At 70.9% G+C, this 14,518-nt stretch carries 12 protein-coding genes and 1 pseudogene; 6 read left to right on the plus strand and 7 right to left on the minus strand.

Translation table 11 applies throughout. The features are described from left to right. Positions 1–146: pseudogene (locus CG719_RS30795) on the plus strand (IS1380 family transposase); the annotation flags it as partial. A 209-nt stretch (positions 147–355) separates the two neighbouring features. On the opposite strand, the gene CG719_RS36835 reads toward CG719_RS30795, so the two are convergent. After that, complete coding sequence (locus CG719_RS36835) at positions 356–1,564, minus strand: hypothetical protein (RefSeq protein ID WP_234375839.1); 1,209 nt, start codon at positions 1,562–1,564, stop codon at positions 356–358. Between the two features lie 244 nt (positions 1,565–1,808). On the opposite strand from CG719_RS36835, the gene CG719_RS30810 reads away from it, so the two are divergent. Then, on the plus strand, positions 1,809–1,949 hold the full coding sequence (locus tag CG719_RS30810) for a hypothetical protein (protein WP_234375840.1): 141 nt from the start codon (positions 1,809–1,811) through the stop codon (positions 1,947–1,949). A 126-nt stretch (positions 1,950–2,075) separates the two neighbouring features. On the opposite strand, the gene CG719_RS30815 is transcribed toward CG719_RS30810, so the two are convergent. From CG719_RS30815 to CG719_RS30850, 6 genes are all read right to left on the minus strand, one after another. Next, positions 2,076–3,617 carry a hypothetical protein gene (locus CG719_RS30815; RefSeq protein ID WP_100572016.1) on the minus strand — a complete coding sequence of 514 codons (1,542 nt, stop codon included), beginning with the start codon at positions 3,615–3,617 and terminating at the stop codon, positions 2,076–2,078. Positions 3,618–3,774: 157 nt separating this feature from the next. Continuing rightward, entirely contained in the window at positions 3,775–5,520 is a 1,746-nt protein-coding gene (locus CG719_RS30820; protein ID WP_234375841.1) for a hypothetical protein, read from the minus strand. A gap of 215 nt (positions 5,521–5,735) precedes the next feature. Further along, complete coding sequence (locus CG719_RS30825) at positions 5,736–7,397, minus strand: hypothetical protein (RefSeq protein ID WP_100572018.1); 1,662 nt, start codon at positions 7,395–7,397, stop codon at positions 5,736–5,738. Positions 7,398–7,530: 133 nt separating this feature from the next. Beyond that, positions 7,531–7,689 (minus strand): hypothetical protein, encoded by a 159-nt coding sequence (locus CG719_RS30830; protein WP_159024990.1) that lies wholly within the window; start codon positions 7,687–7,689, stop codon positions 7,531–7,533. A gap of 138 nt (positions 7,690–7,827) precedes the next feature. Continuing rightward, positions 7,828–8,271 (minus strand): hypothetical protein, encoded by a 444-nt coding sequence (locus CG719_RS30835; protein WP_234375842.1) that lies wholly within the window; start codon positions 8,269–8,271, stop codon positions 7,828–7,830. 560 nt (positions 8,272–8,831) lie between these two features. Beyond that, complete coding sequence (locus CG719_RS30850) at positions 8,832–10,148, minus strand: transcriptional regulator (RefSeq protein ID WP_100572021.1); 1,317 nt, start codon at positions 10,146–10,148, stop codon at positions 8,832–8,834. A gap of 174 nt (positions 10,149–10,322) precedes the next feature. On the opposite strand from CG719_RS30850, the gene CG719_RS30855 reads away from it, so the two are divergent. From CG719_RS30855 to CG719_RS30870, 4 genes are read left to right on the plus strand one after another with little or no spacing between them, the layout of a single operon-like run. Continuing rightward, positions 10,323–11,312, plus strand: coding sequence for a glycosyltransferase (locus CG719_RS30855; protein WP_100572022.1), 990 nt, complete (start codon positions 10,323–10,325; stop codon positions 11,310–11,312). Next, entirely contained in the window at positions 11,303–12,547 is a 1,245-nt protein-coding gene (locus tag CG719_RS30860) for a methionine adenosyltransferase (protein WP_100572023.1), read from the plus strand. Before CG719_RS30855 ends, CG719_RS30860 begins: the two co-directional genes overlap by 10 nt. After that, positions 12,544–13,440, plus strand: a complete 897-nt coding sequence (locus CG719_RS30865; protein WP_100572024.1) for a sugar phosphate isomerase/epimerase family protein — start codon at positions 12,544–12,546, stop codon at positions 13,438–13,440. The genes CG719_RS30860 and CG719_RS30865 overlap by 4 nt, the downstream gene beginning before the upstream one ends. Beyond that, positions 13,437–14,516 carry a Gfo/Idh/MocA family protein gene (locus CG719_RS30870; protein ID WP_100572025.1) on the plus strand — a complete coding sequence of 360 codons (1,080 nt, stop codon included), beginning with the start codon at positions 13,437–13,439 and terminating at the stop codon, positions 14,514–14,516. The genes CG719_RS30865 and CG719_RS30870 overlap by 4 nt, the downstream gene beginning before the upstream one ends. Positions 14,517–14,518: the final 2 nt, after the last annotated feature.

Below are 14,518 nucleotides of genomic sequence, written 5' to 3' on the forward strand. Positions count from 1 at the left end.
GTACGTTCTCCGGGTCCCGGCCTCGGCCTGGACTCCGGCCGTCGAGTCGGACGGCGAGGTCCGTGACGGGGCCTGGCTCGCCGAACTCACCGGGAACCTGATCGACGGCTGGCCGAAGGGCATGCGGCTGATCGTCCGCAAGGACATCGGAGGCCACCGTAGTCAGACGCGAGTCGGTGAACTCGATCGGAGCTTCTCAACGGCACCGACCACCGCAGCCACGACGAACAGAACGCCGCCATCGCCGCCTACGTCCGCTGGCACAACGCCCGCGCCGAACCGAAGACGAACTTCGCACCCGACTCACCGATCCGTACCTGGACCTATTACCCGGCCAAGGCTGCGTGACGAGCCACTAGTCGGTGGGGGCTGGCGGGGTGTTGCCGGTCGCCTCGGGCCCATTCTCGGGCCGATCGGACGCGGGTGATGCGGTGCCATCCGTGTCGTCGGGACCTGGGTGGGATCGGTCGTCCAGGGTGATGGTGACCGGCTCACCGCTGGTGGTGAGGCCGGTGAGGCTCTCCTCAATCCGCTCATACAGGGCGGTGGCGAGCTCCCTGTCTCCGTCGCCGTTGCTGGCGGTGTGCTTGATGGAGTGCAGGCTGATCAGTAGGGCGATCAGGGAGCGGCCGGACAGTGCGGCACGGATCCGCTCGTCTCCCTCGTCGGCAACCTGCGGCGGTACTCGGAAGTGCGGGTGCCGTCCAGCGTGGGCGGTGATGAACTCCCAGATGTCGCGGTGGCACAGCAGTCTGGCGGAGGAGACGCGGGCTGCTGTCTTGAGCAGGCTGCTGTGCTCCGCGCTCACTTCGGCGGCCGCGGCCTCGTCAGTGGTGTCGGGCCGGGGCCGCAGCTCCTCCACTGCGGCACGCAGGTCGAGGATCTCCCGCTTCAAGGAGACGAGTCCGCTCCGGGCTTCCTCCAGCACGGTACTGAGCTCTTCCTTGATCTCCCCGGCCGCTTCGCGCAGCTGGTCCGGCACGGCCTGCCGGCCGCTGGCCGGGCCGTCGCCGGTACTGCCCGAGGCAGTAGGCAGGCTGAGCACGGAGGCGAGTTCCTCGGTGAGGACCTCGCGGATGGCCTGGCGAACCGTGTCGACCGACAGCGCCGGGCTGGGCGATGAGTCCTGACCGGCGGCGCGCTGCGCCGGAATCGCGGGATGGAGGGCGGTCTCCTCCTGAAGTTCTTCGGGCTCGGTGATGGTGGTGACCGGTACAGACGTACGGCCGGTGTGGTCGCCCTCACTAGCGGATGCCTCCTGAGAGTCCGAGGCGGGTGCGTGCGGGCCGGCGAGCGGTAGCGGTGCGGGCGGAGTGAGGTCCGCGAGCACGACGCGGACGCCCTGCAACTCGGTGCGCAACTGGGCGACGACGTCACGGACGGCGCTGTTGAGCGATTCTCCGTTGGAGTTCAGCTTGTTGTAGACGTCGCGGAAGTTCGCGCGCATCCGGCCAAGCTCGTCGACGACCTCCTTGGTCGTCTCGTCGTGGGCGGCCCGGCCCACCGACTCCAGCTTCTCGACGCTCTTGTCGAGTGCGTCCCGGATGTTTTTGTCCGTGTGCATGACGGCTGCGTGGAGCATCGTCAGGGTATTGGGCAGGTCCGGGTTCGGCTGACGGGCCATCATCCCCCATTTCGTTGCAGTCAGTAGTCGATCGAGTTCAACGCGTATGCTGCCCTGGATGGGGCCTCCCAGCGCGAGAATCGGCTCAACTGACCTAAGACCAGCGGTTATTCAGGCCGAAACCAGTCAGCTCTGGCCAACCGGTTGACGTTCCGGCCCAGCCGGCCGTCGCCATCTGCCCTGTGTGCCCGAGCTTCCCTCCAGCCGAGCGGGGCACGGCAAGCAGCTGGAGATGGCGCTACAGCTGGTCGGCACCCTCAGCGCCGACTGGGACCCGGCCCGCTACCACGACACGTATCAAGAGAAGGTGCGCGAGAGGGCCTGAGACGGGCACTACTTCCGCCGCCCCGCCCGCCTGTTCTTCACGTCCTGGTCCTTGGACTTCGCGGACTGCTTGGGCTTCCTACGGGTGTCCTTCTCGCGGTAGGACGAGTACCGCGCCGGCATGGGATCACTCGGACGGGTGCGTGCCTGGAACCCGGAGGGGGCAGCTGAGAGGGAGGACGCGGTCGGTCAGCTGCCCGGTGAGGTGGGTGTCGGTGAGGCGGACGTCGGTGAGCCAGTCCGCTGCGGTCAGCTGGTCGGCCAGGTGCTTCAGTTCGCCGGCATCGACCGGGACCCGGGCGGTGAGGACGTTCAGGGCGATGCCGTGGCCGTCGGGACCGAGGCGGCCCGAGGCGTTGGTCTGCGTGGCCAGTGTCAGGGCGAGCAGCCGGGTGCCGGCGGCGGCTTTGGTCTTGCGGAGCTTCTTGTCCGAGACGACCTTCTGAGCCCATCCGGAGAGTTTGGGCCGCATCTTCTTGCCGAACGTGAACTGGCCCGTCCCGTCCTCGCGGGGTGCCAGGGAGGGGACGGTGATCGGGGTGGGGTTCTCCGGCCGGGAGGCGAGCAGGTCGCCGACGGTGCCCGGAAGTTCCAGCCAGCCACAGCCAGTCAGCTTCTCGATCAGGTCCTCCGGGTCGGTCAGGCCCAGCGCGGTGAGGTCCTGGCCGACGAGGTTGCCGCTGCCGCTGTGCGCGGTGCGCAGGGCCAGCATCAGCACCAGCAGCCGTGCCTCCGGTCCAGGCAGCGGCGCGTGGTCGGCTACGTGCGCGAGGACAGAGCGCGCGTGCTCCCACTGTGTCGCCACGGTCAGCAGCCGGGCCACTGTCGGCCCCTCACCGTCGGTGATGCCGCCGGTACGCTGCTGGTGCTGGAGGCGCGCGGCGTCAGCGGCCTGCTCGGCGCGCCGGGCATCCAGCCGCAGGCTCACGATGCCGCTGACGTCGGCCCAGGTAGTGAAGGCCCGAGCCTTGCGCTCCTGGAGGTCGGCAAGCAGCGCCAGGTCGGGTTCGTCGCGCTGCTGGTAGGCACGGAAAAGGTCACCGAGTTCGACGAGTTCGTCCCGCAAGGCGACGGGCCGCAGGTCGTGTGGGATGACCCGCTGGGCAATCTTTGCCTGTGGCGGCCGACGCCGCGCGGGTGCCGAGCGGGGAGCCGGGACCGGGCCAGCGGCGACCTGGCGGTCGGAGAACTGCGGCACATTCGTTCCCGTGGCGACGGAGGCCGAGCGGTCCGCGGCCTTGAGGACCTGGGAGGTAGCCGCAGTCTTTGCTCCGGGGGTGGCGGCCGCGCACCGGGAGCAGCACTCCATGGCCTGCCACCAGCGGCCTTCCCGATCTGTGATCACGGCCAGGACGACCGGTCCGCCGCACCTCCAGGGTTCTGAACGCACGTGGCGGCTGGTGTCGGGCAGATGGTTGTGGCAGCCCTCAGCCCTGCACGCGCAGTACACCCCGGCCCTGGGGGCGGGAGCAGCGCGCAGGTGAGCCTTGAGATGGGCGATGGCGGCCGCACGGCCGGCGGCCGCGGACGGCAGGCGCTGGTCGGCGCAGGCGGGGCGGCTGCACGAGACGCGTACCGCCCCACTGCCCCGGCCAGCGGCGTCCAGACGCACCGTCCAACGGCGCCCCGGCACCCGTTCGTCCAGCTCGCTCACTGCGGCCTGCGTCATCCCGGCCTTCCTCCCGTCCCGTGTCATTCGATGCTCGCCGCTCCATCCCGGCCTTGCCGGGCGGTGTGCGGGCGGCGAGGCCACCGTATGCGGCACACGGGCGAAGGCAGGTGAACCCGGGCCTGTTCCGGAGCGTGTGGCTGGCGAAGCAGCCCACTCAGGACGTGCGCGCCCGGGTGGGTGCGCCGTTCAGGGAGTCGAGGAGCTGACCGAAGGTGATCTTCGCGTCGTCGTAATCGAAGGACATGGTGACGGCGAGTGCCTCCCACCGTCCCGTGCTGCGCCCACAGTGGTCCAGCAGGATGTTCAGGGCGACTTCGGGTTCGTGGTGGGCGAGGATCTCGTCGGCGGGGATCTGGCGCAGGTGCTCCAGGGTGCGGTAGCGGGACTTCACGACGGCGCGGTAGCCTTCGGAGCGGGAGAGGATTTCACCGGTGGCGGGGGAGTCGAGCCAGGACTGCAGGACGGCCGCGGGGTCGGGGTGCTTGCCGAGTTCGTCGTCATCCAGCAGCCGCACCACACCGTCGTCCTCGTCTTCGGGCACCGGGACGGCGGCCGCCGCGGCCAGGAACCAGTCGGGGCCGCCGGCCTTCTCGGCGATCCAGGCCAGTTCGGCGGGGTGCAGCCCGTTCAGGACGTCCGCGACGTCGGTGTGCGGGGTGTGCGGGTTGGCGGCGAGGGTGGCCAGGGCCTGAACCCGGCGGTGCTCTGAGTGGCGTTCCAGGAGCCGGGCCGGGCGGTCGTGGTCGGGATCGACGTTGTCGAGGACGCGGATCAGGGTCCGGCTCGGCGTGGGTGAGACGACGGCCGGCGGATCCAGCCGGGCGAGCTGGGCACAAGCCCCGGCAAGGTGGTCGGGGTTGGCGCTGAGGAGGGCCAGGTCCTCAGCGAGGCGGAGGACGCGGCCGTCGAACCCGTGGTCGCCTTCCTGCTTGTCAGCCCAGGTGAGTAGCTGGCCGCGGGTGACGAGAGCGTCGGCGGCCGCGTGCAGCTGGTCAGCGGCGAGGTCGACCAGGCGCGGGTTGTTGTGGACGCGGTTTGCGAGGTGATGCAGGGTCCGGCGGGCGGTCACCTGCGGGTTGGACAGGTCGGCCAGTTCGGGCAGGCACAAAGCCGGAAGGCAGGCGAGCAGCAGGTCCTCGCTGAGAGCGGGAGACGGGTCGGCGGGCAGTTCCTCGCCATCCGGGTCGGCGGCGCGGAGCCGGGCGTCCTCGAGGGCCTGCGTCTCGGCCTGGTCCAGCAGCAGATGCTGGACAGCCGCCCCGAGCACGGGGTGCGCGGTGAGCTGCTCCCACCGCTGGGGACACCTGGCCAGCATCGCCCAAGCGCTGTGACCGCCCAGCTCCAGCGACCAGTCCTTCGAGACCGCGGACACAGCCTCCCAACCCTCTTCGGGCTCTGGGTGGAGCAGGTACGCGGCGAGCGGGGTGAGGCAGGCTTCCAAGACGGCGTCGAACAGTTCCCGCGGCAGGGGCGGGGCCGGCGGGGTCTCTTTGGTGCGGGTGTAGCGGTCGGGATCCCAGTCCCGGACGACTCGTTCGACTTCGTGGCCGGGGAGGCGGGGCAGGAGGCCGATTGCCGCTTCGACCTGGCCATGGTGCCGTGCCAGCGCGGAGATCAGACCGGCCCAGGCCCGGCGGTGCCGCAGGATGGCGGGCACGTCGGCGGCGGTCACGGTGCCGTCGGCTGCCAGGACGGCCAGCGTCTTCTCGTCGGCGTGCACCAGGAGCTGGCCGCGCAGCCGCTTGGCAGAGGTCCGGGCCAGCAGCGCGGGCAGCGCGGCCTTGAGGGCTTCCTCTCGCCACCGATCGGCCTGAGAGTCAAAGCCGTGCGGAGCCTTCGCCGGGGCACACAAGGCCTCGATCACCGTCTTGAGGGCCTCCTTGGGGAGGTCCTCGCTCATCGCAAGATCCCGCCACAACGGGTACGTACGGGCATTGACCATCCTCGGATCCCCTCCCAACCCTTGACCCGGCGTCACCGCCCGGTCGCCATCCGTAGAAGCGACCGTACGGCGCACCCGGGCCCGAGCGGGGCGCGATCCGCGAAGTCGATCTCCTTGCGCGGCCTTCAGCTGCCCGGTACGAGTGTCCAGGTGGGGCCTGGCGGCCGCGCAGCTTACTGGTGGCGCCAGTGGTGGTGGACCTGCTGCACGTCGGCTTCCAGGACGTCACGCAGTTCGTCGTCGTCTGCAGGAACTTCCAGTCCCAGTGCGGCAGCGACCTCGCGGTAGGACGCCGCCATGCCGGGATCACCTGCGGCGACCAGGCTCGACAGCAGAGGCTGGTCTTTCGGCGTCTGCTGGTCAACGAGGCTGAGGACGGAGATGCGTTCGGCACCGGTCATGCGGGGCAGTGCCGAGCCGAGCTGACGCTGCAGCCTGCTCCAGCTGGTGGTCGTCTGCTCACGGGCGGCCTTCTTCAGCGCCCCGCGCACGGCGGTGGCGGCGGAGCGCAGGTGGTCCGGGGCCAGGGCGTGGCGCTCGAAGGGCGTACGCGCGGGTTCCGGCTGGGTCGGGTGGTCGATCCAGGCTTGGGCCTTGCGGCGTTCGCTGGGCAGGAGCTTGTCCCCTGCGGTATTCAGCGCAGCGGTGAGGTCCCGTCCCATCTGCTGCATTTCGGCGTCGGAGAGAGGCACGGGCTGAGTGAGGCGCAGCAGGATGTTCCTCGCCTGGCGGACCGCCGCGCGACGGGCCTGCCGCTCCTGGCGCGGCCCGTTCTTCGCCGGGCGGGTGCTTGTCTTCTCGGTAGACGCTGCGGCGGGTGCGGGGAGGAAGCGGGTCGGCTTCTTGCGCTGTGGCCGGTCCGGTGCTGCTGCGCCGACGCCGCGGCGCAGCCGCAGCAGCACGTCGGATGCCTGCCGGATGAGTTCGTTCTCCTGGGCGGTAGCTCCCTGTCGGGTGGCTGCTTCGAGCCGGTCCAGGCAGCGTTGCAGTGGCGTCACGCTTACGCGGCCGGCCAGGGCCTCGCGCAGCGCTTTCACCAGCTCGGTGCGGTCCTCGGGCGTGTCCGGTACTGCCGTGGCCGACGTGGACGCGGACGCGGCGGGGGTCTTCTCGGTGAAGTCGCGTGCGTGCGCACCGATCGGCACGGTGTGGCTGCGCCGGCGCCGGATCTCGGTTGCTGCCCGAGTGGACAGCCCCTCGGGCGCCAGCTGCACGTTGTCTGCGGTGAAGTCGTACCAGTCGACCGCGCCGTCGCTGCTCTGGGTGCCGAACTGCACCTTGCGGTGCGCCCCTTCGGACACACAGCGCACCCGGTGCACGTAGCCCTGCTCGCGCAGAAGGCGCGGGTTCGGCTCGATGTCCGGGCCGAACACCGTGTCGGCGTCGAACTCGCCGGGCACGAGCAGCGCGGACGGGTCGAGGATGAAGCGCAGGGGCTTGTGTCCGCTGGGCTCTGCGGTGATCTGGGCACCCAGCCTGACCTCTCCGGCCGGGTCGCGCAGGATGCGGGCGTCGCCGCTGAGGCCGTGACGGGCCATCCAGTCAGCCACGGCGGCCTTGACGTAGAGGTGGTCGGCGCTGCCCGATCCGGAGGACCTCGAACTTGTCCTGCGGCATGGGGAGTCGGGGGCATCGGGGTCCGGAACATGCGCGAAGTGGCAGATCTTGTCCGTGCAGAGCCTGGTCGTCAGCCGGCCCCCGCAACCGCCCAGCCACACCCCGCACCAGAAGGTGCGGCCCACGTGGCCCTGGCGAAACAGCTCGAGGTCGACCGCGTCGGTGGGAAGTTCGACCGGATCTTCGGAGTCGGCGTTGTCGAGCACCGCTGTCTGCACACGGCGTGAATCCCTGACCATTATGCCTCCGGCTCAGAACCGTCATAGCCCCAAGGCGAGGGTACGGGTGGCCACTGACAACGGCCCTGGCCAGCGTTTTGCTCCCGGGCGGCAGCACAAGGGAATTGATGGATCACCCGCTTTCCTGCGCGAGCAGGGGCGTCGGATCACCGGCTCCGGCCGGATGCACCTCCAGGCCGCCGTCGGCATTCAGCACCGGACGACGGCCCGGATAGGTACGCCGCGCTGTCTCCAGGTCACGTTCGTCGAAGTCGCCGACGAAGATGAGCACGCCGTGAAGTAGTTCCACCTTCTGCGCGCCGGTGGGCCACCGGCTGAGCAACGCTCGTGCGGTCATGGGATCCGCCGCCGGCGGCAAATCCGGTCCAGGCATGAGCCGCCTTCTCTCGGTCGGTGAGCAAACCCGCCGTTACCGCACTTGTTCCGCTTGATGGTGCTGGTCGTGGTGCTGGACAGCGCGGCGTGGAAAAGCTCGGGCCATCCAGCCTGGCGATGCTCCCACCTGGTGCAGCGTCTCGATCTGCTGGTCGTAGTCGCGCCCTTCGGGGCTGGCGTGGACGCGGAGATAGATGCGGTCGTCTTCGTCGTGGCTGTCGAAGTAGAAGGCGCAGGTGTGGCCCCACTGGTAGGGGGCGTCCGGTCCGGCGCAGTGGCAGAACCGGTGGGCCACGTGCACGGGCAGGCCCCAGCGCGGGTGGCACAGCCGCTGCAGGAGCTGGTCGTGCCACAGGGCCCGAGGGTGGGCGGTGCGGGCGTCGATCTTCCAGCTGCCGCCGTCGTCCCAGCACTGGACACGGTAGAACGCGGTGACGGTGTGGAAGAGCGCGATACGCCGGAGCAGAGCACTGCCCACCGCGGCCCGCCTGGCTCGCCTCGCAGGTGACATCGGCCCAGGTGGTGAACGCGCGGGCCTTGCGCTCCTGGAGGTCGGCGAGCAGCGCCAAGTCGGGTTCGGTGCGCTGCTGGTAGGCGCGGAAGAGATCTCCGAGCTCGATGAGTTCGTCCCGCAGGGCGACGGGCCGCAGGTCGTGGGGGATGACCCGCTGAGCGATCTTCGCCTGCGGCGGGCGGCGCCGCGCGGGTACCGAGCGGGAAGCCGGAGCCCCCGTCCTGGCGGCGACCTGGTGGTCGGAGAACGGTGGGGAACGAGGGCCTTTCGGTCGGTGTAGACGTCGCAATCCACACCGAACCCGGAAGGCCCTCACCGGTTCAAAATCCCCCAGCCGAGACCTGCCTCACCCGTCCACAACCTCCCCGGACAGAACACCTAGCTCACACACCGCATCGGCCACCGCCCCCGCCCGCTCCTCGACACCCGGCCCGGCCTCTCCGTCCCGGACGATGCGACGGCCCCGATTGAGGCGGTCCGCGCTCAGTGGCGGCGCCAGGCCGCGGCGACCAAGGCCGCCCTTACTATGCGGCAGCGAGCTGGAGGAGTTCTGGAACGCCCTGGGCGCCCTGGTAGTGCTGGAAGCGGGGGAGAAGGTCGTCGACAAGCTTCACGCAGCGGGGTGCTCCAATGCGACGTGCCAGGAGCAGGGATTCGGTGGCGGCGGCCGCGGCGGGCTCGGGTTCCTTCAGATCGAGGTAGCTCGCGGCACGGTAGGCGAGAAACACCCCGCGGGTCTTGTCCCGGGCCGGGGGCAGCAGGCCTTCGCCTTCGGCGATGAGCCGATGAGCGCGGCCGATGTCGCCGAGGTCCAGGAGGGCCTGGCCGGAGTCCACGGCGAGATCGGCTTCGGATACCCAGGCGCACCAGGCGGGCCGGTCGGCGCCAGCGTCGCCCAGGTGTTTCTCCGCCGCGGCGAGGGCACGCAGCACGGCGCGTCGTTCGCTGCGGTCGCCCTGTGCGGCGAGGGTGCGGGCGAGGCGTAGCTGGAGCAGGCAGCGGGCGGCGGGGTTCTGGGCGCGGGTCAGGGCGTAGTTGAGGATGTTTGCCGCGGTGGTGTGGTCGCGGCGCCAGGCGGCCTGGTAGGCGAGGTCGCCCAGGAGGCTGGCGCCCATGTCGTGGTCCCCGGCTGCGTGGGCGTTGTGCAGGCCGGCGATCCAGTTCTGGCTGGCGTGGGTGTGGCGGCCCAGGTCGAAGCGATGCCAGGCGACAGTCTGGGACAGGGAGGCAGCCAAGGTGTGCAGGCGCAGCCCGAGGGCGGGTGTGTAGCGGCCGTGTTCGAGCAGTTCGGTCACCGTGGACAGGTGGGCATCCAGCAGCGTGGCGGTGTGCTGCCGCTGCTCGGTGGCATGACTGGCGAGTTGCTGGGTGGTGTTCTCCAGGAACACGACGAAGTCCTCGCCGATTGGTTTGCCGTCGCGGGCCTGGGCGAGCGCGCTCGTAGGGCCGGCGGCCCAGTCCGCGGCCAGCGCAGACAGGGTGGCGCCGGAGATCGTGAAGAAGGTGCGGCGGTCCATCGCTGTTCGCAGGGCCTCTCTCAGGGCGGGCACAGAGCTGTGGGGTCCGAGCGGGACCACGCCGTCGGCAGTGAGCGGCAGCCAGTTCGGCCAGTCGTCAGCGCGGACAATGTTCGCGGGCCAGCCGAGCGCTTCGGCGATGTAGATCTGCGATTCCGCGTTGGGCTTGACGCCACGTTGCCATTTACGCACCCGCGCCTCGTCCGTGCCTGAGCGCAGACCACGCCGGGCGGCCGCGGCACGAATTCCGGAGACGAGTTCCTCCATCGTCATGCCGAGCGCGAGCCGCGCCAGGGCCAGCGGGTGACGGGTGGTCTCATGCACGCCTCCATCCAATCACTCAACGCACATGAACGGTGACTGCTTCGCGGAGACGGGACCCCTGCGGGACCCCTCTAACTAGTCGACCGAGCAGAACAGTTGAGCCCATCCTCGTCTTCTCGCGCCGCGCCACGCGGCAGCGGGGCCCCACTTGAGCGTGAGAAGAGAGGAGCCCCCATGGCACAGACGGATACGCCGCTGGTGTCCGTGGTCGTCAGCACCTGCGGAAACACTGCGAACGTACGAAGTCTGCTGAATGCGCTGGCAGCGCAGACGCTGCCCGGCGAGCAGATGGAAGCGGTCGTCGTCGACAACGACCTGCCCGGCCCCGTCCGGCCGGTCGCGGACGCAGTCCGCGACGGCGACTGGCCGTTTCCCGTACGAGTGCTGTACGAGCCGACGCCCGGGCTGAGCGCGGGCCGCAATCGCGGGATCTGCGCGGCCCGCGGCCGGTACATCGCCATCACCGACCCCGACATCACCCCTGAACCCGACTGGCTGCAGGCCCTCGTCAACACGATCGAGGAGGAGAAGGTCTTCGCCGTCGGCGGCCGCACCACCGTGGAGTACCCGGGTGGTCAGGTCGTGGCTCTGACGAAGGCGCTGCGGGAGTGCCACGGCGCGGTGGACTGCCCCGAGGGCCGGGAACTGGCCGTGTGGCCGTACTGGGTCACCGGCTGCAATCTGCTCTTCCACCGTCAGACCGCGCTGGACATCGGCCTGTTCCGAACCGATCTCGGACGTCGGGGACGATGGATGGGTGACTGCGAGGACCTGGAGTTCATCGACCGGGCCCGCCAGGCCGGCCACCAGACTCTGATCGAGCCGACCGCGGTCGTCTCCCACCCGGTCTACCGGCCGGAGACGACCCTCAGGTACTTCGTCCGCCAGGGCGCCGGGCACGGCGTGTGCGTCGCCCGGATGCACCTGAGCGTGACGGTGGAGCCTGCCGCGATCCAGGCCGACCGCCAGGCGGTGCACGCCGCGGTCATCAACCTGGCCGCCGGGTGGACCTTCCTGGACCGCTCCCGCGCCGTCGAGGCCGCCCGCAACCTTGCCCGGATCGGTGCCTACCACCTCGAACGCGGCCGCCTGCGCCTCCTGAGCCGCCGCCCCATCGCCCTCGCCCAGCACACCCCGAAGAAGGAGACCCCCGCATGGACGTGATCACCACGACGGGCCTGTCCGCCGCCTCCGCCCTGACCGGCGTCGAGGTCGTCGAACGCAAGGGAGCCGGTCACCCCGACACCCTCGCCGACGGCGTCGCCGAGGCGATCTCCCGCGCCTACAGCCGCTACTGCCTCGAGGAGTTCGGGGCGATCCTGCACCACAACACCGACAAGACCAGCCTGCTCGGCGGGGCCGCCGACGTGCGCTTCGGCCACGGCGAGCTCACCGCGCCAGTCCAGGTCCTGGTCAACGGACGCGTCACCGCCGCCCTCGGTGACCACACCATCCCGGTCGCCGACATCGTCACGACCGCGGCGCGCGACTACCTCGCGAGCGCGCTGCCGCTGCTCGACACCTCGCGGTGGGTCGACGTGCGGCCACGGCTGACCCAGGCCTCCAGCCCCGGCGCCGTCAGCGCCCCGGACACCGCCGAGCGTGAGGCGTCCCGCCAGCGGTGGTTCGCCCCGCGCAGCCTGGACGACCTCGCCGAACGCCACCGCATGTTCAGCAACGACAGCAGCGCCGGCGTCGCCTACTGGCCCCTGGGCATCGGCGAGCGGCTCGCCGTCGGCATCGAAGCGCACATGACGGGCGAGGCGTTCCGCACTGAGCACCCCTACTACGGCACGGACATCAAGGTCATGGTCGTCCGCCACGGCGCGCGCGTGCAGCTGACCGCGTGCGTGCCGCAGATCGCCCGCGAGACCCCGGACCTCGACACCTACATCGCCCGCCGGGCCCAGGCCCGTAACCTGATCGCCGAACTCGCGTCGACGATCGCGCCCGAGCATCACGTGACGGTCTGGGTCAACACCCGCGACGTCGACACCCGGCCCGAGCTGTACCTGACCGCGACCGGCTCCTCCATCGAGTCCGGCGACGAGGGCGTCGTCGGACGCGGCAACCGGGCCAACGGCCTGATCAGCATGTTCCGGCCCTGGTCCGCGGAGGGCGTGTCCGGCAAGAACCCGGTCTACCACGTCGGCAAGCTGTACAACCTGGCGGCCGCAGAAGCCGCACGCCGGCTGCACGAGGAGACCGGGCTGGACTGCGCGGTCGCGCTGGTCTCCCAGTCCGGCCGGGACCTGACCGACCCCTGGCAGGCGATCGTGCAGACCTCCGGCCCCAACGCCATCCTCGCCTCCCGAGTACACCGGGTGATCGCCGATGTCATGGAGGACCTGGGCGCCCTGCGCGAGCAGCTGCTCGACGGAAAGCTGGCCACGGCATGAGCGCATCCCTCAGCGAAGCGTTCGCGCCCTGCCTCAACCCGGCCACCCTCTCCGGGCTCCCACTGCGAGAGTTCCTCGCCGTCGCCGCGGGGGCCGGATTCCCCACGGTCGAAATCTCTATCCAGCAGGCCCAGGCCCACGGCACCAGCCCGTTACGGGACCTGCTCCAAGAGCTCGGGCTCACGGTCGCGGCCGCGAGCGGCATCCTGCCGGCCGGGCCCGTGCTGCCCGCGCCGCTGCTGGTCGACCCGGACACCTACCGCGCCTACCTCCATGGGCTGGACGGCCGGCTGGAGGCGATGGCCGCGCTGGGCTGCACCGTCGCCACGACCGTGCTCAACCCCCGCTCCCCGCTCGATACCATCCAAGCCCAGGCCGTCGCCCGGAAGCGCATCGCTCAACTCGCCGACGCGGCCGCCGGGCACGGGGTCCGGCTCGCCGTCGAGGCTGTCAGCGTCCAAGGAGGCCTGCCCGCCGACCTGGACGGCCCGCACCCGGTCGCAGGCACCTTGCCTCAGCTGGCTGAGTTGCTGCACGACACGCGCGCGGAGGGCGTCGGCGTGCTGGTCGACTCCTTCCACTGGGCGGCCGCCGGCGCCGACCCGGCCCACATCACCGGCCTCGGCTCGGGCGGCATCACACACGTGCAGGTGGCCGACGCCCCCGCCGACCGTGCCATCGGCGAACTCACCGATGTGCAAAGGCTGTTCCCCGGAGACGGCGCCCTGAACTGGACGGTGTTCGCCGATGCCCTCACCCAGGCCGGCTACGCCGGGCCGGTGTCGGTGGAGCTGTTCAACCCCAACCTGCGGGCGCTGCCCGCAGGTCAGATCGCCCGCCTGTCCCACCACGCGGCCACGCGCTGCTGGACTCCTGTGGAGGCACCCCGATGACCCCCACCCTCATCCCGGCCGTACGGCCGTGGCGTCTCGCGGTCGCCGGATGCGGCGCCGCCGCCTTCGGACTCCACCTCCCGCTCCTCACGGCCTCGGACGCCTTCGATGTGATCGCCGTAGCCGACCGCGACCCCGCACGGGCCCGCACCGCTCAGAAGCGGTTCGCGGTGCCCCGCACCGCAACCCGCGTCGGTGACCTGCTGACCGACGCCGACGTGCTGGTGATCCTCACCGGCGTACACGAGGACCTCATCGAGGAGGCGCTCGACGCCGGAGTCCACGTCGTCACCGAAAAACCCGTCTGCCTGGACGTTGTGCGTACCCGCAAGCTCGCCGCCCGGGCCCGGGACGCCGGGCTGCTGCTGGAGGTCGGGGCGATGCGCGCCCACGACCCTGCGTTGCACGCGGCCCTCGCCCACGTGCCCGAGCCCGCCGGAGGCTGGCTGGTGAAAGCGGACGGCGTCGACGAGGCCGCGCGCCGCCGCCTGCTCCCGGCCGGCTTCTCCCCCTACACCTTCGACCAGGACCCGCCCCAGCCCGTCCCCGGCCACCTGGAACCGCACCAGGTGACGGCGCTGCAGATCCTGCTGTGGCAGGGCTACCACCTGCTGACCGCGCTCATCCTGGCCCTCCCCGGCACCACCGCCACCGCCACCGCCACCGCCACCGCCACCGCCACCGCCACCGCCTGCAGCATCGATCCGGCCGGAAGTTCCGTCCACGCGCTGCTGCACGGCCCGAACGGGGAGCCGTTCACTCTGGTCATCGGCGCAAGTCCGGCCGGTGTCTTCCGCGAACAGATCCACCTCGCCGACGCGGCCGCGGCCGCCACTCTCGACTTCGCCCGCCCCTACGAGCCGGCCGCCACCACCCAGCTCACCACCGCCGACGGCATCCAGAGCGGCTTCGGTGACCCGTTCACCGCCATGTGGGCGTCCGTCAACGCACGCCTGGCCGGGCAGCACCCCGCCGACCTGCCGACCAGCGCCGACCTCGCGCTGCGCGTCGAGGACCTCGCCCTCGCCCTGGCCGGCCTCGCCCGACCCGGCGCCCGCACACGAAAGGACTCCTGATC

It is taken from the genome of Streptomyces sp. CB01373 (assembly GCF_002803075.1).
Taxonomy (GTDB): Bacteria; Actinomycetota; Actinomycetes; order Streptomycetales; family Streptomycetaceae; genus Streptomyces.